We start from the raw sequence: 19,373 nt of genomic DNA, 5'->3' as shown, positions 1-19,373 counted from the left end.
GCCGGCATCAGTACTTCTTGATGTCTGCCTGGGTTTCCAGCTGCTTGCGGTACGCCGCGAAGTCCTGCTGGCCGATACGGGAAGCGAGGAAGCGGCGGTATTGCGTCTTTTCTTCGTCCGTAGGCGCTGCCGCTTCGTTGACGCCGTTCAAGCGCACGATCACCAGGCTGCCATCGCGCAGGGTCACGGTGGCGAAGGTCGGCTTGTCCTTGGCCGCAGGCTTGGGCATGCGGAACAGGGCTTGCAGCACGGCCGGGTCGATGGATTCCTGACCACGGGTCGCCGCTTCAGTGACCTTCCAGGCTTGGCCGTCAATCGGCTGGTCCAACGCGGTCTTGCCGTCGCGCAGGCTGGCGATCAACTCGTCGGCATGGGCCTTGGCAGCAGCGCTCGCGCGCTCCTTGGTCATCTGTGTGCGAATGGCGGCCTCGACCTTCTCGAGCGGCAGTTGGGCCGGCTTGAGATGCTCCTTGGCACGCAGCACGATGATGGTTTCAGGGTCCAGCTCGATGGCGCTGCTGTTGGCACCTTCATCCAGCACTTCCGGGCTGAACGCGGCGGTGACCACGGCACGGTTGGCCGCGACGCCTTCGCCACCTTCGCGGCCAAACGGCGCGGAGGTATGGACGGTCAGTTTCAGGTCAGATGCCGGCTGGGCCAGGTCGGACGCTTCAAATGCCGCATCTTCCAATTGCTTGGTCGCTTCGACAAACCGCTGTTCTACCTGCTGGGTCTTGAGCTCGCGGGTCAGCTTGTCTTTCAGGCTGGCGAACGATGGCACCTCAGGTGCTTCAACGCCCAGCAACTTGATCAAGTGCCAACCGAAGGCACTGCGCACCGGCGCCGATACCTGGTCTTGCTTCAAGCCGTACAAGGCGGTTTCGAAGTCCGGATCGTAGACGCCCGGACCGGCAAAGCCCAGGTCGCCGCCATTGTTGGCCGAACCTGGATCCTGGGAGAACTCCTTGGCCAGGGCTTCGAACTTCTCACCCTTGGCCAGGCGCGCCTGGATCTCTTCGATCTTGGCCTTGGCTTGCGCCTCGGTGACCTTGTCGTTGACTTCAATCAGGATGTGCGCGGCACGACGCTGTTCAGCGAGGTTGGCGGTTTCCTTCTCGTAGGCAGCCTGCAATTCATCGTCCTTGACGGTGACCTGGTCGAAGAACGACGACTTCTTCAGCTCCAGATAGTCGATGACCACCTGGTCCGGTGTCATGAACTCCTTGGCGTGCTGGTCGTAGTAAGCCTTGACCTCGTCATCGGTGAGTTTCACCGCCGCAGGGTCAGCCTTGATATTGACGGTGGCGAAATCGCGGGTCTGCTTTTCCAGACGGGCGAATGCCAGCACCTCGGCGTCGGTCACGAAACCGCTGCCGGCGATACCTGCGCGAACCTGGCCGATCAGCATTTCCTGGGTCAGCATCTGACGGAATTGCATACGGCTGTAGCCCAGCTGACGGATCACCTGGTCAAAGCGTTCGGCGCTGAACTTGCCGTCCACCTGGAATTCCGGCGTCTGCAGGATCACCTGGTCCAGTGCCGCTTCCGAGAAGCCGAACTTGGAATCAGCAGCGCCTTGCAGCAGCAGCTTGCGATCGATCAGGCCCTTGAGGGCCGCGTCGCGCAGCAGTTTTTCGTCCAGCAGGGAAGCGTCGAAATCCTTGCCCAGCTGTTGCATCAGCTGGCGCCGTTGCATGTCGACGGCCTGGCTCAATTCGGTCTGGGTGATTTCCTCACCGTTGACCTTGGCCACGTCCTGCTTGTTGTTACCCGAAGCCTGGAAAATAGCCTCGATACCGGTGAACGCCATCAATGCGACGATGATCCCGATAATGGTCTTGGCAATCCAGCCTTGTGAATTGTCCCTGATATTTTGCAGCATGCGTCCCCCAGAAACGGTTGAACTTCAAATTTAGGCAACCGTGGAGCGTGGGTAGAGTCCGGATAGAAGAAAGGCGCATCCGAGGATGCGCCTTCTCGTAACTGGCGGAGCGGACGGGGGTTAGAACCCACACCCCCGGCATGGCGACCCAATGGATATGTGGGTCAGCTGCCGCTCCGCTGCCAGGCCAGACCTGCGTCTAACCCGGGTAGGTAAGGCAAGAACGAAGCTTAGTTAACTGCTTCTTTCAGGGCTTTACCGGCTTTGAAACCTGGTTTCTTGGCAGCAGCGATTTGCAGTGCTTTACCGGTCTGTGGGTTACGGCCAGTGCGAGCTGGGCGATCGGTCACAGAGAAAGTACCGAAGCCTACCAGTACCACGGAGTCGCCGGCCTTCAGAGCGCCAGTGACGGATTCGATTACTGCGTCCAGCGCACGGCCAGCAGCAGCTTTCGGGATATCAGCGGATGCGGCGATAGCATCAATCAGTTCCGACTTGTTCACTCTAAGTCCCCTTATATATCTATTGAGTATGATTCTAAGTTTTTTGGTAAAAGCAAAAACCAGTGCTGAATGGCCTACAGACACTTAAGAGCCGCTTTATAACAAGGGCTCTAAAAAGCTGTCAAGGAAGCCCCCAGGCTTTAACACATTAATGCGTGCTAATTCTTTCCTTGGAATCGGACTCGCGTTTTTCGTCCTTCGCGACTATCTCCGGAGCCACATCCGGCAAGGGCTCCGGCGCGTATTGCAGCGCAATTTGCAGGACCTCGTCAATCCATTTAACCGGTTTAATCTGAAGATCCTGCTTGATGTTGTCAGGAATTTCCTTCAAATCGCGAACATTCTCTTCAGGAATGATCACCGTCTTGATTCCACCCCGGTGTGCAGCAAGCAATTTCTCTTTCAGACCACCGATAGCCAATACTTGGCCACGCAGGGTAATTTCCCCGGTCATTGCCACATCGGCGCGCACAGGAATCCCGGTCAATGCCGACACCAGGGCCGTGCACATGCCTACGCCAGCGCTGGGGCCGTCCTTCGGGGTCGCCCCTTCCGGCATGTGGATATGGGTGTCGTGCTTCTCGTGGAAGTCCAGGGGGATGCCCAGGCTGCGGGCGCGGCTGCGCACCACGGTCTGCGCGGCCGTAATGGATTCGACCATCACATCACCCAGGGAGCCGGTCTTGATCAATTGGCCTTTGCCCGGAATTACCGCGGCTTCGATGGTCAGCAATTCGCCACCCACCTGGGTCCACGCCAGGCCAGTCACCTGCCCCACCTGATCCTGCTGCTCGGCCAGGCCGTAGCGGAATTTCTTCACACCCAGGAAGTGTTCCAGGGAGTCAGCCACCACCTTCACGGAGAAGCGTTTTTCCAGGGCGTGTTCCTTGACCGCCTTGCGGCAGATCTTCGCGATCTGGCGTTCGAGGCCCCGCACGCCGGCCTCGCGGGTGTAGTAACGCACGATGTCGCGGATCGCCTCGACGTCAAATTCGATCTCGCCCTTCTTCAGGCCGTTGGCTGAAATCTGCTTGGGCGCGAGGTATTTGACCGCGATGTTGATCTTCTCGTCTTCGGTGTAGCCCGGCAGACGAATCACCTCCATCCGGTCCAGCAACGCTGGCGGAATGTTCATGGAGTTGGAGGTGCACAGGAACATTACGTCGGACAGGTCGTAGTCGACTTCCAGGTAATGGTCGTTGAAATTGTGATTCTGCTCTGGATCGAGGACTTCAAGCAGCGCCGACGCAGGATCGCCACGCATGTCGCTGCCCATTTTGTCGATTTCATCGAGCAGGAACAGCGGGTTGCGCACACCCACTTTTGTCATCTTTTGAATCAATCTTCCTGGCATCGAACCGATGTAGGTACGGCGATGACCACGGATTTCCGCCTCGTCACGCACGCCGCCCAGCGCCATGCGCACAAACTTGCGGTTGGTGGCGCTGGCAATCGACTCCGCCAGGGAGGTTTTACCTACACCTGGAGGGCCGACCAGGCACAACACCGGGCCGCGGATTTTCTTCACGCGCTTTTGTACGGCGAGGTACTCGAGGATGCGTTCCTTGACCTCTTCGAGGCCGTAGTGGTCGGCATCGAGGATCTCTTCGGCACGGACCAGGTCCAGGCGCACCTTGGTCTGGGCCTTCCACGGCACCTGTACCAGCCAATCGATATAGGAGCGCACCACGGTGGCTTCGGCCGACATCGGCGACATCTGCTTGAGCTTGTTCAGCTCAGCGGTGGCCTTGGTCAAGGCGTCTTTCGGCAGGCCAGCGGCGTCGATACGCTTTTTCAGCTCTTCGATTTCGTTGTGGCCTTCCTCACCGTCACCGAGCTCTTTCTGAATGGCCTTCATCTGCTCATTCAGGTAGTACTCGCGCTGGCTGCGCTCCATTTGTTTCTTCACGCGGCCGCGGATGCGCTTCTCGACCTGCAACAGGTCGATTTCGCCATCGAGCAGCGCCAGCACATGTTCGACACGTGCCGGCAGGTCGATGATTTCGAGGATGTCTTGCTTCTGCTCGATTTTCAGCGCCATGTGCGCCGCCATGGTGTCGACCAGACGGCTTGGCTCATCAATGCTGTTGAGGGAAGACAGGACTTCAGCCGGGACTTTCTTGCCCAACTGCACATACTGCTCGAACTGTGAGAGCAGGCTGCGTACAAACACCTCGGACTCACGCTCCGGGGCCTCGACTTCTTCAATCAGCGCCACTTCGGCGCGCAGGTGGCCGTCCACCTCCATGAAACGCTCTACCGCGCCGCGCTGCTCGCCTTCTACCAGTACCTTGACGGTACCATCGGGCAACTTGAGCAATTGCAATACAGTCGCAACGGTGCCGACGCGATACAGGGCGTCTTCGCCTGGATCATCATCAGCTGGATTCTTCTGGGCCAACAGCAGGATTTGCTTGTCGCCCGTCATCGCGGCCTCGAGGGCTTCGATAGACTTCTCGCGCCCCACGAACAGCGGGATAACCATGTGCGGATAGACGACGACATCACGCAACGGCAGGAGAGGCAATTCGATGGTTGTCTTCATGATTTCGCCTCTATGACAGTTGAAAAGTAAGCTTGAAACCAAGATGGGGGTTCGATGCAAAAAAAACAAGCTCAATGCCAGCAGTTAAACGCATGAATAACCGCGAATTTAACCACTGCCTTGAGAAACCACCCCAAAAAAACAAGGGGCCCCTGAAGGCCCCTTGCTTGTACCGCTGGACGCTTACGCGTCTGGCGCAGCCTTGGCAGCCGGCTCACTGTTTTCGTAGATATACAGTGGCTTGGACTTGCCTTCTATAACGCTTTCGTCGATCACCACTTTACTCACCTCGGACTGCGAGGGGATTTCGTACATGGTGTCGAGCAGCACGCCTTCGAGAATCGAACGCAGGCCACGTGCACCGGTCTTGCGCTCCAGTGCCCGTTTGGCCACCGATTTGAGTGCGTCGGTACGGAACTCGAGGTCTACACCTTCCATCTCGAACAGCTTGGCGTATTGCTTGGTCAAGGCGTTTTTCGGCTCGGTGAGGATCTGAATCAGAGCAGCCTCATCCAGCTCGTCCAACGTGGCCAGGACCGGCAGACGGCCAACGAATTCCGGGATCAGACCGAACTTGACCAGATCGTCAGGTTCGACTTCACGCAGGGACTCACCCACCTTCTTGCCTTCTTCCTTGCTGCGCACTTCCGCGCCGAAACCAATGCCGCCACGGGTGGAGCGCTGCTGGATAACCTTCTCCAGGCCAGAGAATGCACCGCCGCAGATGAACAGGATGTTACGCGTATCAACCTGAAGGAATTCCTGCTGCGGGTGCTTGCGGCCGCCTTGGGGCGGTACGGAAGCAACCGTGCCTTCGATCAGTTTCAACAGGGCCTGCTGCACGCCTTCACCGGAAACATCCCGGGTAATCGACGGGTTGTCGGACTTGCGCGAAATCTTGTCGATTTCGTCGATATAGACAATACCCATCTGGGCCTTTTCTACGTCGTAGTCACACTTCTGCAGCAGTTTCTGAATGATGTTCTCGACATCTTCACCCACGTAGCCAGCCTCGGTGAGGGTGGTGGCGTCGGCAATGGTGAACGGAACGTTCAACAGGCGAGCGAGGGTTTCTGCAAGCAGGGTTTTACCCGAGCCTGTAGGACCGATCAACAAGATGTTGCTCTTGCCGAGTTCGACTTCGTCGCCTTTCTTGTCACGCTGGTTCAGGCGCTTGTAGTGGTTGTACACCGCTACGGCCAGAACCTTCTTTGCACGCTCTTGACCAATCACATACTGGTCAAGGATGCCGCTGATTTCTTTCGGCGAAGGTAATTTATGCGCGCTGCTCTCGGCCTGGGCTTCCTGCACCTCCTCGCGGATGATGTCATTGCACAGGTCGACGCATTCGTCGCAGATAAACACCGAGGGGCCGGCAATCAATTTGCGTACTTCATGCTGGCTTTTGCCACAGAAGGAGCAATAGAGCAGCTTGCCGTTGTCCTCGCCGTTGCGGGTGTCAGTCATTCGTTCGATCCAAATCCGATAGGCTTGCAACACAAGATGAAGGCTTATGCGGGCTTTTTCAAGCCCGCCAGTGGTCGGACATGCCGACCAGCCCTATTTTGAGCGGCTTAATTAAGCGGGGCGCTTGTCGATCACTGCGTCGATCAACCCGTATTCTTTCGCGGCTTCAGCGCTCATGAAATTGTCACGGTTGGTATCGCGCTCGATTTCTTCCAGAGTGCGCCCGCTGTGCTTGGCCATCAGCGTGTTGAGACGCTCGCGGATGAAGAGGATTTCCTTGGCATGGATTTCGATATCCGACGCCTGGCCCTGGAAACCGCCCAGTGGCTGGTGAATCATCACACGCGAGTTCGGCAGGCAGTAACGCTTGCCCTCGGCACCTGCGGTCAGCAGGAACGCGCCCATGCTGCAGGCCTGGCCGATACAGGTGGTCGACACGTTTGGCTTGATGAACTGCATGGTGTCGTAGATCGACATGCCCGCGGTCACCGAACCGCCCGGCGAGTTGATGTAGAGATGGATGTCCTTGTCCGGGTTTTCCGCTTCAAGGAACAGCAGTTGCGCACAGATCAGGTTGGCCATGTAGTCCTCTACCGGGCCCACCAGAAAGATCACTCGCTCCTTGAGCAGGCGCGAGTAGATGTCGTAGGCGCGTTCGCCACGAGCGGACTGCTCGACAACCATCGGGACCAGGCCGCCTGCGGCCTGGATATCAGAGTTCTGCTGAATATAGGAATTACGGAACATGCTCTGCAGTTACTCCCAAATAGTCATGTCTTGAAAACGCATAAGCCAGCGCGAGGCTGGCTTATGGTTGAATTTCCAACGAGTTGGACAATCAGTCGGCTTGTGCTGCTTCCGCCGGTTTGACTGCTTCTTCGTAAGAGACCGCTTTATCGGTCACCTTAGCCTTCTGCAGAACAGTATCCACAACTTGTTCTTCCAGCACAACCGAACGTACCTCGTTCAGCTGCTGGTCATTCTTGTAGTACCACGCCACAACCTGCTCAGGCTCCTGGTAGGCCGAAGCCATTTCCTGGATCATTTCGCGAACACGGTCTTCGTCTGGCTTGAGATCAAACTGCTTGACCACTTCAGCCACGATCAGGCCCAGCACAACGCGGCGCTTGGCTTGCTCTTCGAACAGCTCGGCCGGCAGTTGGTCAGGCTTGATGTTGCCACCAAACTGCTGCACAGCTTGTACGCGCAGGCGATCCACTTCGTTGGACAACAGGGCCTTAGGCACTTCGATCGGGTTGGCGGCCAGCAGACCGTCCATGACCTGGTTCTTGACCTTGGATTTGATCGCCTGGCGCAGCTCACGCTCCATGTTCTTGCGAACTTCGGTGCGGAAGCCTTCGATGCCGGTTTCCTTGATACCGAACTGAGCGAAGAATTCTTCGTTCAGTTCTGGCAGCTTAGGCTCGGAAACGCTGTTGACGGTCACGGTGAACTCGGCGGCTTTGCCGGCCAGGTCCAGGTTCTGGTAGTCAGCAGGGAAAGTCAGGTTCAGCACGCGCTCTTCGCCGGCCTTGGCGCCAACCAGGCCGTCCTCGAAACCCGGGATCATGCGGTTGGAACCCAGTACCAGCTGGGTGCCCTTGGCGGAGCCGCCAGCGAAGACTTCGCCGTCAACCTTGCCAACGAAATCGATGTTCAGCTGGTCCTCGTTCTGGGCAGCGCGGTCGGCCACTTCAAAACGGGTGTTCTGCTTGCGCAGGATTTCCAGCATGTTGTCCAGGTCCGAATCAGCCACTTCGGCGCTCAGGCGCTCGATGGCGATACCGTCGAAACCGGCCACTTCGAACTCTGGGAACACTTCGAATACGGCAACGTATTCCAGGTCCTTGCCCGCTTCCAGGGACTTAGGCTCGATCGAAGGCGAGCCAGCCGGGTTCAGCTTCTGCTCGACAACGGCTTCGTAGAAGGAAGCCTGGATCACGTCACCTACAGCTTCCTGGCGCGCATCGGCACCAAAACGACGCTTGATTTCGCTCATCGGCACTTTGCCTGGACGGAAACCAGCGATCTTGGCCTTCTGGGCAGTCTGCTGCAGACGCTTGTTGACCGCAGTCTCGATACGCTCTGCCGGCACGGTGATGCTCAGGCGGCGCTCGAGAGCAGTAGTATTTTCAACAGAAACTTGCATGGATATTCCTCGTTGCACAGACGTTAGCCGGCCATTTCCGACCCCAATCAAGGGCATGCATTCTAGTGGGTCAAACTCAAGAAGTCACCCTACTGAAAATACACCGGAAAACCGCCGGCAATTTATCGGTACGAAGGCACTGATGTACCTCGCCCCGGTGACAAATACAGCCAATTGCGCCAGGGCCCTGCGCCGCCTCTTATATATAGAAGGCGAAGCCGTTCATCTCCCTGACGACCCGTCCTGCGAACAGAGCGGGCAAGCAGCGCGCATCATCGAGATACACAAATACGATGAAATGCCCTGCCGATGCGGCCCAGTATCTGCAACCGCCGAATATTCAAACCCCTGAAACCAAAAAAGGCGCCAGACTGTTAAATCTGGCGCCTTTCGAATATGGGGTGGACGAAGGGGATCGAACCCTCGACAACGGGAGTCACAATCCCGTGCTCTACCAACTGAGCTACGCCCACCATATTGCGTTAACAAAGAAACCAAACCACTTCTTCTTTGTCGAGCCCTACTGGCCTGACAGCCAAGTAAAGCTTAATTGGTGCGGATGAAGAGACTCGAACTCTTACGCCTCGCGGCGCTGGAACCTAAATCCAGTGTGTCTACCAATTCCACCACATCCGCGCTTGAAGCTCTTAAAGCAAAGGCGCCAGATGATTAATCTGGCGCCTTTCAAAATATGGGGTGGACGAAGGGGATCGAACCCTCGACAACGGGAGTCACAATCCCGTGCTCTACCAACTGAGCTACGCCCACCATATAGCGCTACTTGTGCCAAAGCTGCCTAATGGCGCACCCGGCAGGACTCGAACCTGCGACCATCCGCTTAGAAGGCGGATGCTCTATCCAGCTGAGCTACGGGCGCCTTATTAATCTGTACTCTTGGAGGATTACAAACTAAGTGCTTCCAGCCTTGCAGGACAACTATTCTGCTCGACCTTCTTAACCAGTGCTAGGCTGTGCCCGACAAGTGCGACGAATAGTATAGATGCCCCGGAAACCCGTCAAATCTTTTTTGAAAAAAACTGATTTTATTTAAGGGGTTAGGGCAATTTGCAGACCAAGCGCCTTTGCCCTCGCGCCTTGGCGTGCGAGAATGCGCGCACTTTTCTTCCCCCTCTCGATGGTTAATCACGCGTAATGACTGCACAACTTATCGACGGCAAATCAATCGCCGCCAGCCTGCGCCAGCAGATCGCCAAACGAGTCACCGAGCGCAGCCAGCAAGGCTTGCGCACGCCGGGCCTCGCGGTGATCCTGGTCGGCAGCGATCCTGCCTCTCAGGTTTATGTCTCGCACAAGCGTAAAGACTGTGAAGAGGTCGGCTTTATATCCAAGGCCTATGACTTGCCTTCCGAGACCACCCAGCAGGCCCTTACCGACCTGATCGATGGCCTCAACGAAGACCCGGCGATCGATGGCATCCTGCTCCAACTGCCATTACCCGAGCATCTGGACGCCTCCAAGCTGCTGGAGCGTATCCGCCCGGACAAAGACGTCGACGGTTTTCACCCTTATAACGTAGGCCGACTGGCCCAGCGCATCCCGCTGCTGCGCCCCTGCACACCCAAAGGCATCATGACCCTGCTGGAAAGCACCGGAGTCGACCTGTACGGCCTCGATGCCGTTATCGTCGGCGCATCCAATATCGTCGGTCGCCCGATGGCCATGGAGCTGCTGCTGGCCGGTTGCACTGTGACTGTTACCCACCGTTTCACCAAGGATCTGGCCGGTCATGTCGGCCGTGCCGATCTGGTGGTAGTGGCCGCCGGCAAGCCAGGGCTGGTCAAAGGTGAATGGATCAAGGAAGGCGCCATCGTCATCGACGTGGGCATCAACCGCCAGGACGACGGCAAGTTGGTTGGCGACGTGGTGTATGAAACCGCCCTGCCCCGCGCCGGCTGGATTACGCCGGTACCCGGCGGTGTCGGCCCGATGACCCGGGCCTGCCTGCTGGAAAATACCCTGTACGCTGCGGAAAGCCTGCACGGTTAATAACCAGGCGTAATGAAGAAGCCCTGCCTTATCGCGGGGCTTTTTATTGCCCGCGAAAAAACTTTTTTTTGTTAGTTTTTAAGCACTTTCGTCTGGTTCTAGAAGAACATTCGACAGTTCTTCATCCATACTCCTAAAATGTAACGCCATTTATCATAAAACCCGTTCCCAGACGGTATTTCTTACTTTTTAGCGAGTTCATCCGCGTGAAAATTCGTCTCTCTATTGTCAGCCTGTTTTTCGCTTTCACAGGCACCTTCGCCCACGCCGCCGAATCCACCCTGGCCCCGCGTGACGCCTCCAAGCTGCAAATTGCCTCCGGCAGCGCCATGCTGGTCGACTTGCAGACCAATAAAGTCATTTATTCCAGCAACCCCGACGTGGTAGTACCCATCGCTTCGGTAAGCAAGCTGATGACCGGCCTGATCGTCCTCGAAGCCAAGCAGAACATGGACGAGTACATCGACATCAACATCACTGACACGCCAGAGATGAAAGGCGTGTTCTCGCGGGTAAAGATCGGCAGCCAGATGCCACGCAAGGAGATGCTGCTGATCGCGCTGATGTCCTCGGAAAACCGCGCTGCGGCAAGCCTGGCCCACCACTATCCGGGTGGCTACGCGGCCTTCATCGCGGCAATGAACGCCAAGGCCAAGGCCCTGGGCATGACCAGCACCCACTATGTTGAGCCCACTGGCCTGTCGATTCATAACGTGTCGACCGCCCGCGACCTGAGCAAGCTACTGGCTTATGCGCGCAAATTTCCAATGCTGAGCCAACTGAGCACCACCAAGGAAAAAACTGTGGCGTTCCGCAAACCCAATTACACCTTGGGCTTTTCCAATACCGACCACCTGATCAACCGCGCCAACTGGGACATCAAGCTGACCAAGACCGGCTTTACCAACCAGGCCGGGCATTGCCTGGTGCTGGTGACCAGCATGGGCAACCGCCCGGTTTCGCTGGTGATCCTGGATGCCTTTGGCAAGTTCACCCATTTTGCCGACGCCAGCCGCATTCGCAGCTGGGTCGAGACCGGCAAAGGCGGCGCGGTGCCGGACGTAGCGTTGCGCTACAAGGCTGACAAGAATCTGAAGAACCGGGGGAATGCGGTAGAGGTTCGCCGCTAACCTCACCAGCATTACTGAAGCACCGCAAACCAAATGTGGGAGGGGGCTTGCTCCCGATAGCAGTGTGCCAGGCTATAAAACTTATCCTGATAGACCGCTATCGGGAGCAAGCCCCCTCCCACATTTTTACTTGCGCTCTGCCAGGACCTTGAGCGCCTGCGCTGCCGCTTGCTCCTGCCCCGCCTGGGCCGTTGCATTCGCCGCATCACGCCAGCGCTGCGCATCCACATTCGCCGGCAACTGGCTCGGCCGCTGAGTCAGGATGGCCCAGTGCCCCGCACTCTTCCACGCCGACTCGAAGTCACTGAACCCCATGGTCAATCGGCGCTCGTTCCCGGAACGCAGCAACACCGTACTCTTCTGCTGGTTGAACCCCACCACCACGACATAGCGCGCCCCGGACCAGAAGCTGGAGTTGATTCGCGCCATTACCGGGTAACCTGCCGCCACCTGGGCAAGCAGCGCAGGCAGCTTGGCATCCAGCGGGTAGACCATCAGCCCGTATTCACGGGCCAATACCTGCATGTTGCGTTCAAGACCCGCCTCAGCGCCAGGAAGACGCAGCGGTTTATCCAAAAGCCCGGGTGTCATGACAATGCCTTGTTGCGACAGCATGCTGGCCAATGCCGTAGGACCGCTCTGATAAGCCTCGCTGCGGAAGGTCGGCACGCCGTTGAGTTCGACGCGCTCTGGCAGGCCAGGCAGTTTCGAGGGCTGGCTGGAACAGGCCACGAGCCCCAGGGTAACGGCCAGCAGCAGTGAGGTTCTAATGTTCGACCGTGTACACAATTTTTTGACTCTCTTGATCAACTGCCGGTGAAGGCCCCGATCATAGGGCGCTCTGCGACGTGGGTATAGCCCACTGAGCTAGTAAAGCCTTGCTGATAGAGCAAAGAAGTTGGACAGACTCGACCATTGGTCAATAGCACGCAACCGCCGTGTAGCTAGACTGTCCATTGAGAAGACTGTGTGTGCCCCAAGGGGCGAAAGGAGGCCCGAATGAGCCTTGCTACGACGATTTTCCTGTTGATCTGTGGTTGGCTGGCGGTCGCCGCCGCCATGCTGTGGGGCGTAATGCGCGTGACCCGCCGGCATCATCACCCCCAGGTTAAACCCGCAGCCCCCGCCAAGCCTTCCAAGGCGACGGCGCATCACGCCTAACCCGGCATGCAATTGAAGTCCTGGGTCGCCGCGATTTCCTTGCCGTGCCCATCCTCTAGGGTTGCACGCACTGTGGTGCCCAGGCTCGACTCCACCAGGGTGTAGTGTTCACCTGCCTTGAAATGCTTGTACTCGATCCGGCCCTGGCAATCCTGCTGGTTGTCGTCGCCTGGCTCCTCTTCAAATAACGTTACATCCAGGCGATGGTCCCCCGGGGTCACTTCAAATAGCGGCCATCATCCACGCGCTTGCCGTCGACCCGTTCAGCCATCAGGTCATTCGGCGCTTCTTCCTTCAAGCCGATCCAGGCTTCGCTGGGGTCAGCCTTGGGGATTGGACCGGCGCAGGCCGAGAGCAACAATACAACGCCAAGTGCGGGAATCAACAACAGTGGTTTAAGTGACATGGCAGGGCTCCAAAGGCATCAAAAAAAGGGGGTATCCGATGGCTGACAAGCTTGATCAGCCCGCCTTTGTAGAACAAATGAATACATATGAAACGATCTTCAGCCGTTAACTAAATCTTCCTTCACCTGGCTGAAAGGTGCGTGTTAGGTGGGTCGGGCAAGACTGCCGGGGTTTGCAACCCTGCTTTTCTCGGAGACTCACGCATGCTCGGGCTGGTAAAGACCGCACTGCAAAAGCCGTACACGTTCATCGTGTTGGCCATATTCATCTGCATCATCGGGCCCATGGCGGCCCTGCGCACGCCTACTGATGTGTTCCCCGATATCGGTATCCCGGTGGTCGCCGTGGTCTGGCAATACAACGGCCTGTCCCCGGACGCCATGGCCGGGCGGGTGATCTACACCTACGAACGCTCCTTGAGTACCACCGTCAACGACATCGAACATATCGAATCGCAATCGCTGCCCGGCATGGGCATCGTCAAGATCTTCTTCCAGCCCGGCGTCGATATCCGCACCGCCAACGCCCAGGTCACGGCGGTGTCACAAACCGTGCTCAAGCAGATGCCACCGGGCATTACCCCGCCGCTGATCCTCAACTACAGCGCCTCCACGGTGCCGATCCTGCAAATGGCGTTCTCCAGCCCCAGTCTGTCCGAAGCCAGGATCCGCGACCTGGTACAGAACAATATCCGCCTGCCCCTGAGCGCCCTGCCCGGCCTGGCCATGCCCACGCCGATGGGCGGCAAGCAACGGCAGATCACCCTCGACCTTGACCCGCAGGCCCTGGCCGCCAAAGGCTTATCGGCCCAGGACGTGGGCAATGCCCTGGCGTTGCAGAACCAGATCATCCCGGTGGGCACCGCCAAGCTCGGCCCCAACGAATACACGATTTTGCTCAACAACAGCCCCAAGGCGATCGATGAGCTCAACGACCTGCCGATCAAGACCGTCGATGGTGCGCTGATCACCATCGGCCAAGTGGCCCACGTGCGCGACGGCTCGCCACCACAGACCAACATCGTGCGCGTCGACGGTCATCGCGCCGTACTGATGCCGGCGCTGAAAAACGGCAGCATCTCCACCCTGTCGATCATCGACGGCATCCGCCAGATGCTGCCGCGCATCAACGAAACCCTGCCGCCTTCACTGAAAACCTCGCTGCTGGGTGACGCTTCGGTGTTCGTCAAGCAATCGGTGGGCAGTGTGGCCCAGGAAGGCATCATCGCCGCGTTGCTGACCAGCGCGATGATTCTGCTGTTCCTCGGCAGCTGGCGCTCGACCCTGATCATTGCCGCGTCGATTCCCCTGGCGGTACTGTCGGCCATTGCGCTGCTGGCGGTCAGCGGGCAAACCCTCAACGTGATGACCCTCGGCGGGCTGGCGTTGGCGGTGGGGATCCTGGTGGACGACGCCACGGTGACCATCGAAAACATCAACTGGCACCTGGAACAAGGCAAGGCGGTGAAGGCTGCGATCCTCGACGGTGCCGCACAAATCGTCGGCCCTGCGTTCGTCTCGCTGCTGTGCATCTGCATCGTGTTCGTGCCGATGTTCTTGCTGCAAGGCATCGCCGGTTATCTGTTCCGGCCGATGGCCCTGGCGGTGATCTTCGCCATGGCCAGTTCGTTCATCCTCTCGCGCACCCTGGTGCCGACACTGGCGATGTTTCTGCTCAAGCCGCACACACCGGAGCCAGGTGTTGGGCATCATCCTGAAGATGCGTTCATCAACCACCATGAAGGTGAGCAGCACAAGCAGCCGCGCAATGCCGCGCTGCAAGCCGTGTTGAATTTCCAGCAAGGTTTCGAGCGCCACTTCTCGAATATCCGCGACACCTACTATGGCTTGCTGACGTTGGCCCTGGGTCATCGCAAGCGCTTTATCGTGGGTTTTCTGGCCTGTGTACTCGCGTCATTCCTGCTACTGCCAAGCCTGGGCCAGGACTTTTTCCCAGCCACCGATGCAGGAGCCCTGGCGCTGCACGTGCGTTTGCCGCTGGGCACGCGCATCGAGGAAAGCGCCGCGGCCTTCGACCGCATCGAAGCGCGGATCCGTGAAGTGATCCCCGCCGAAGAACTGGACACCATCGTCGACAATATCGGCATCCCGCTCAGCGGCATCGACATGGCCTACAGCAGCAGCGGCACCATTGGCCCGCAAGATGGCGACATCCAGGTCACCCTGAAAAAAGACCATGCGCCCACTGCCGACTACGTGAAAAAACTGCGTGAAGCCCTGCCGCAGAGTTTCCCCGGCAGCCACTTCGCCTTCCTGCCGGCCGACATCAGCAGCCAGATCCTCAACTTCGGCGCGCCGGCCCCGCTGGATGTAAAAATCTCCGGGCGCAGCGATGAAGAAAACCGCGCCTACGCCGTGGAACTGGAGCGGCGCCTGCAACATGTGCCGGGCATCGCCGACCTGCGTATCCAGCAGTCCACTGGCTATCCCTCATTGCAGGTGAATGTCGACCGCATGCGCGCCAATGGCCTGGGCATCACCGAGCGCGACGTCACCAACAGCATGGTCGCCTCCCTCGCAGGCAGCTCGCAAACCGCACCGACCTTCTGGCTTAACCCGGCCAATGGCGTGTCCTATTCCATTGTCGCTGCCACCCCGCAATACCGCCTCGACAGCTTGCCGTCCCTGGAAGCGCTGCCGGTGACCGGCGCCGATGGCCAGTCGCAGATCCTTGGCGGCGTGGCCACCATTTCCCGTGTGCAAAGCCCGGCGGTGGTCACCCACTACAACATCGAACCCACCCTGGACCTGTATGCCAACGTACAAGGCCGCGACCTCGGCGGCGTCGCCCGCGACGTGCAAAAAGTCCTGGATGACACCGCCGCCATGCGCCCCAAGGGCGCGACGATCAGCCTGCATGGGCAGATCGATGCGCTGCATGAGGCGTTCAGTGGCTTGAGTTTCGGTTTGCTCGGCGCGGTGGTGCTGATCTATCTGCTGATCGTGGTCAATTTCCAATCCTGGGCCGATCCCTTCGTGATCATCACGGCCTTGCCGGCCGCACTGGCAGGCATCGTGTGGATGCTGTTCCTCAGCGGCACCTCGTTGTCGGTGCCGGCCCTTACCGGAGCCATCTTGTGCATGGGCGTGGCTACCGCCAACTCGATCCTGGTGGTGAGCTTCTGCCGTGAACGCCTGGCCGAACATGGCGATGCATTGAAGGCGGCGCTTGAGGCGGGCTACACACGCTTCCGCCCGGTGTGCATGACCGCTCTGGCGATGATCATCGGCATGCTGCCCCTGGCGATTTCCGAGGAGCAAAACGCCCCGCTCGGCCGTGCGGTGATCGGCGGACTGATCTTCGCCACCCTCGCCACCCTGTTGTTTGTTCCCGTGGTCTTCAGCCTGGTCCACGGTCGTCACCCTACTCGCGCTGCAGCTGGAGAAACCGCACATGTCGTCTGATCAAAAACCCTCGCGCAAGCGTCTGATGCTCATGGGTGCCGGCGGCCTGACGTTGGCCGCCCTGTTGGTCGCCAGCGGCCTGCACGCTCGCACGCTGCACGAACAATCGGTCACTGCCTGGACCGAGGCCGCCGCCATCCCCCAAGTGATGGTGTTTCAACCCAAGCAGAACGCCGCCGGCGATACCCTGCGCCTGCCCGCGCACCTCGAGGCCTGGAGCAAGGCGCCGATCCATGCGCGGGTCAGCGGTTACTTGAAGGACTGGAAAGTCGACATCGGCAGCCAGGTCCAGGCCGGGCAGATCCTCGCCGAAATCGACAGCCCCGACCTTGATCAACAACTAGCCCAGGCCCATGCGCGGCTGATCCAACAACAAGCGAATGCGCGCCTGGCCGCCACCAGCGCGACCCGTTGGCAAAACCTGCTGGCCAGCCACTCGGTATCGCGCCAGGAGGCCGATGAAAAAACCTCCAACGCCGCGGCGGCCAAGGCCAACGCCCAGGCCGCCGCTGCCGACTATGCGCGACTGTCGGCGCTGGAAAGCTACAAGACCATTCGGGCGCCATTCGCCGGCACCATTACTGCGCGCAACACCGATATCGGCCAGTTGATCAAGGCCGATACCGACAGCGACCCTGAGCTGTTCAACATTGCCGACACTCACCAGTTGCGCCTGTATGTGCCGGTGCCGCAGAACTATGCAGCGGTGATCCATCCTGGCCTGGAAGCCGAGCTGACCGTGCCCGAACACCCTGGCGAGCACTTCAAGGCGCGCCTGATCGGTGACTCCACCGCCATCGACCGCCGCTCCGGCACCCTGCTTGCCCAGTTCGTCGCCGACAACCCCAACGGCGAACTGCTGCCCGGCGATTACGCCGAAGCCACCCTGCCGATCCCGGCCGATACCCATGGCGTGAGCATCCCGGCCAGCGCCTTGATCTTCCGCGCCCAGGGCACCCAGGTTGCGGTGCTGGACAAGCACAATCATGTGCACTTGCAAGCCATTCATATCGGCCTCGACCTGGGCGAACGCCTGGTGATCGACCAAGGCCTGAAGCCCGCCGACCGCATCATCGACAACCCGCCTGACGCCCTGCGCGAAGGCGACCCGGTGCAACTGGCTGACGCCTCCGGAGGTGCCCATGCGCCCAAGGCTTAAACCCCTCGCCGCACTGATGCTGCTGGCATTGCAGGGGTGCTCGATGGCGCCCACCTACACAATGCCAAGGGTGGACCTGCCGACTCATTACCGCGAACAGACCAGCGACGGCCCGTGGCACAGCGCACAACCTTCCGACCAATTGGCGCCCGAATGGTGGAAGCTCTACAACGACCCAACCCTGGATAACCTGCAACAGCGCCTGCTCCAGGCCAACCCCGACCTGGCGGCAGCGCTGGCGCATTTCGACGCGTCCCAAGCGTATGCCAGCCAGTTGCATGCCGGCCTGTTCCCGCAAATCGCCGCCAGTGCACAACCGCTGCGCCAGCGACAATCGGATTCGCGACCGTTGCGGGGGAGCACGCAGCCGTCGGTGTACAACAGCAACACCGCCGGCTTTTCCCTGAGCTATGACCTCGACCTGTGGGGCAAAATCCGCAACCAGGTGGCTGCCGGAGATGCCCAGGCGCAAGCGTCCGCGGATGACCTGGCGGTGGCGCGATTGAGCCTTCAACATCAATTGGCGAGCTTGTATGTGCAGCTCAATGGGTTGGATGCACAGGGCCGGATACTCGACAGCTCACTGGAGGACTTCCGCCAGGCGCTACAACTGACCCGCAACCGTTATGAAGGCCAGATTGCTTCGGAGCTGGACCTGACCCGCGCACAAAACCAACTGGCGCAAGCCAAGGCCGAACGCGATGAAGTGCGTGGGCAACGCAACCTGACCGAGCATGCCATTGGTGAATTGGTGGGGGTGGCGGCCAGCGATTTTTCATTGCCGCCCAGCCCGCAGTTGCTTGCGTTGCCAGGGGTTCCGTCGCAGTTGCCGAGCCACCTGCTGCAACGCCGCCCGGATATCGCCGCGGCGGAACGACGGGTGTTTGCGGCCAACGCGAATATCGGCGTGGCCAAGGCCGCGTGGTATCCGGATTTCAGCCTGACCGGGTTGATTGGCGGGCAAACCCAAGGCGTGGGTAACCTGCTGTCTGCAGGCAATCGCTATTGGGCGCTGGGGCCGCTGGTGAATCTGCCAATCTTTGATGGCGGGCGGTTGAGTGCCAACGAACGCCAAGCCAGGGCCGAGTTTGAAGAGGCATCGGCGCAGTACCGTAGTCAGGTGTTGAAAGCCGTGAGAGAGGTCGAAGATAACCTGGGCCAGCTAAGGGATTTGCAGCAGCAAGCGCAGGATGAACAAGCGGCGGCGGATGCGGCACGGCATACCCAAGCCCTGGCGATGAACAGCTATCAGGCCGGGGCCGTGAGTTACCTGGATGTGGTCACCGCCCAGACGGCAGCGTTGCAGGCGCAGCGGACATTGCAGGCAGTGCAGACGCGGCAGTTGCAGGCGAGTGTGGGACTTGTGACCGCACTCGGCGGCGGCTGGCAGCCTGGGGCCTGACATCATTCTGTTCCTGATGGCGGTGAGTCAGTCAATGATGCTGTGATTGAAACATCGCTATCGGGAGCAAGCCCCCTCCCACAAGGGACCTGCGCCAGAAACATAAAGTACAAACACCGCAGAGCCAATGTGGGAG

Annotated in this window: 13 protein-coding genes, 4 tRNA genes and 1 pseudogene; 6 read left to right on the top strand and 12 right to left on the bottom strand. The window is 59.1% G+C overall.

Annotated features, from left to right (window positions below; translation table 11 throughout):
• Positions 1 to 7 precede the first annotated feature (7 nt).
• The 10 genes from BLU48_RS06625 to BLU48_RS06580 form a co-directional block, all read right to left on the bottom strand.
• Complete coding sequence (locus BLU48_RS06625) at positions 8 to 1,882, bottom strand: SurA N-terminal domain-containing protein (RefSeq protein WP_057025227.1); 1,875 nt, start codon at positions 1,880 to 1,882, stop codon at positions 8 to 10.
• A 230-nt stretch (positions 1,883 to 2,112) separates the two neighbouring features.
• Positions 2,113 to 2,385, bottom strand: coding sequence for an HU family DNA-binding protein (locus BLU48_RS06620; RefSeq protein WP_003174819.1), 273 nt, complete (start codon positions 2,383 to 2,385; stop codon positions 2,113 to 2,115).
• Between the two features lie 148 nt (positions 2,386 to 2,533).
• The gene (gene lon, locus BLU48_RS06615) at positions 2,534 to 4,930 is read right to left on the bottom strand and encodes an endopeptidase La (RefSeq protein ID WP_057025226.1); all 2,397 of its coding nucleotides are present in this window, start codon (positions 4,928 to 4,930) and stop codon (positions 2,534 to 2,536) included.
• Positions 4,931 to 5,113: 183 nt separating this feature from the next.
• Positions 5,114 to 6,397 carry an ATP-dependent Clp protease ATP-binding subunit ClpX gene (gene clpX / locus BLU48_RS06610; RefSeq protein WP_017136464.1) on the bottom strand — a complete coding sequence of 428 codons (1,284 nt, stop codon included), beginning with the start codon at positions 6,395 to 6,397 and terminating at the stop codon, positions 5,114 to 5,116.
• Between the two features lie 111 nt (positions 6,398 to 6,508).
• Entirely contained in the window at positions 6,509 to 7,144 is a 636-nt protein-coding gene (gene clpP / locus BLU48_RS06605; RefSeq protein ID WP_057025225.1) for an ATP-dependent Clp endopeptidase proteolytic subunit ClpP, read from the bottom strand.
• Positions 7,145 to 7,235: 91 nt separating this feature from the next.
• A complete protein-coding gene (tig, locus tag BLU48_RS06600) occupies positions 7,236 to 8,546 on the bottom strand; it encodes a trigger factor (protein ID WP_034120380.1) in 1,311 nt (436 codons plus the stop codon).
• A gap of 397 nt (positions 8,547 to 8,943) precedes the next feature.
• A tRNA-His gene (locus tag BLU48_RS06595) sits at positions 8,944 to 9,019 on the bottom strand.
• A gap of 78 nt (positions 9,020 to 9,097) precedes the next feature.
• A tRNA-Leu gene (locus BLU48_RS06590) sits at positions 9,098 to 9,182 on the bottom strand.
• A gap of 56 nt (positions 9,183 to 9,238) precedes the next feature.
• Positions 9,239 to 9,314, bottom strand: a tRNA-His gene (locus BLU48_RS06585).
• Positions 9,315 to 9,346: 32 nt separating this feature from the next.
• A tRNA-Arg gene (locus BLU48_RS06580) sits at positions 9,347 to 9,423 on the bottom strand.
• Positions 9,424 to 9,698: 275 nt separating this feature from the next.
• Here BLU48_RS06580 and folD point away from each other — a divergent pair.
• Together folD and pbpG are read left to right on the top strand one after the other, a co-directional pair.
• The gene (gene folD / locus BLU48_RS06575) at positions 9,699 to 10,553 is read left to right on the top strand and encodes a bifunctional methylenetetrahydrofolate dehydrogenase/methenyltetrahydrofolate cyclohydrolase FolD (protein WP_057025224.1); all 855 of its coding nucleotides are present in this window, start codon (positions 9,699 to 9,701) and stop codon (positions 10,551 to 10,553) included.
• A 206-nt stretch (positions 10,554 to 10,759) separates the two neighbouring features.
• Positions 10,760 to 11,683, top strand: coding sequence for a D-alanyl-D-alanine endopeptidase (gene pbpG, locus BLU48_RS06570; RefSeq protein WP_057025223.1), 924 nt, complete (start codon positions 10,760 to 10,762; stop codon positions 11,681 to 11,683).
• 126 nt (positions 11,684 to 11,809) lie between these two features.
• Here the strand turns inward: pbpG and BLU48_RS06565 are convergent, their stop codons facing one another.
• Positions 11,810 to 12,472 carry a peptidase C39 family protein gene (locus BLU48_RS06565; RefSeq protein WP_057025222.1) on the bottom strand — a complete coding sequence of 221 codons (663 nt, stop codon included), beginning with the start codon at positions 12,470 to 12,472 and terminating at the stop codon, positions 11,810 to 11,812.
• A gap of 210 nt (positions 12,473 to 12,682) precedes the next feature.
• Here BLU48_RS06565 and BLU48_RS31980 point away from each other — a divergent pair, with 210 nt between their 5' ends.
• Positions 12,683 to 12,844 (top strand): hypothetical protein, encoded by a 162-nt coding sequence (locus tag BLU48_RS31980; RefSeq protein WP_164484828.1) that lies wholly within the window; start codon positions 12,683 to 12,685, stop codon positions 12,842 to 12,844.
• Here the strand turns inward: BLU48_RS31980 and BLU48_RS06560 are convergent.
• A pseudogene (locus BLU48_RS06560) lies at positions 12,841 to 13,250 on the bottom strand (PA0061/PA0062 family lipoprotein). The gene BLU48_RS31980 and the pseudogene BLU48_RS06560 sit on opposite strands and share 4 nt — an antisense overlap.
• A 204-nt stretch (positions 13,251 to 13,454) precedes the next feature.
• Between BLU48_RS06560 and BLU48_RS06555 the strand changes: the two are divergent.
• The 3 genes from BLU48_RS06555 to BLU48_RS06545 are packed head-to-tail and all read left to right on the top strand — an operon-like array spanning position 13,455 to position 19,237.
• A complete protein-coding gene (locus BLU48_RS06555) occupies positions 13,455 to 16,676 on the top strand; it encodes an efflux RND transporter permease subunit (protein WP_057025221.1) in 3,222 nt (1,073 codons plus the stop codon).
• Positions 16,666 to 17,835: an efflux RND transporter periplasmic adaptor subunit gene (locus tag BLU48_RS06550; protein WP_057025220.1), complete on the top strand. Its 1,170-nt coding sequence runs from the start codon at positions 16,666 to 16,668 to the stop codon at positions 17,833 to 17,835. The genes BLU48_RS06555 and BLU48_RS06550 overlap by 11 nt, the downstream gene beginning before the upstream one ends.
• Positions 17,819 to 19,237, top strand: coding sequence for an efflux transporter outer membrane subunit (locus BLU48_RS06545; RefSeq protein WP_057025219.1), 1,419 nt, complete (start codon positions 17,819 to 17,821; stop codon positions 19,235 to 19,237). Before BLU48_RS06550 ends, BLU48_RS06545 begins: the two co-directional genes overlap by 17 nt.
• The last annotated feature ends 136 nt before the right edge of the window (positions 19,238 to 19,373 follow it).

This window comes from Pseudomonas synxantha, assembly GCF_900105675.1.
Lineage (GTDB): Bacteria > Pseudomonadota > Gammaproteobacteria > Pseudomonadales > Pseudomonadaceae > Aquipseudomonas > Aquipseudomonas synxantha.
Note: the sequence above shows the minus strand (reverse complement) of the source record. Positions and strands in the feature narration are given on the sequence as shown.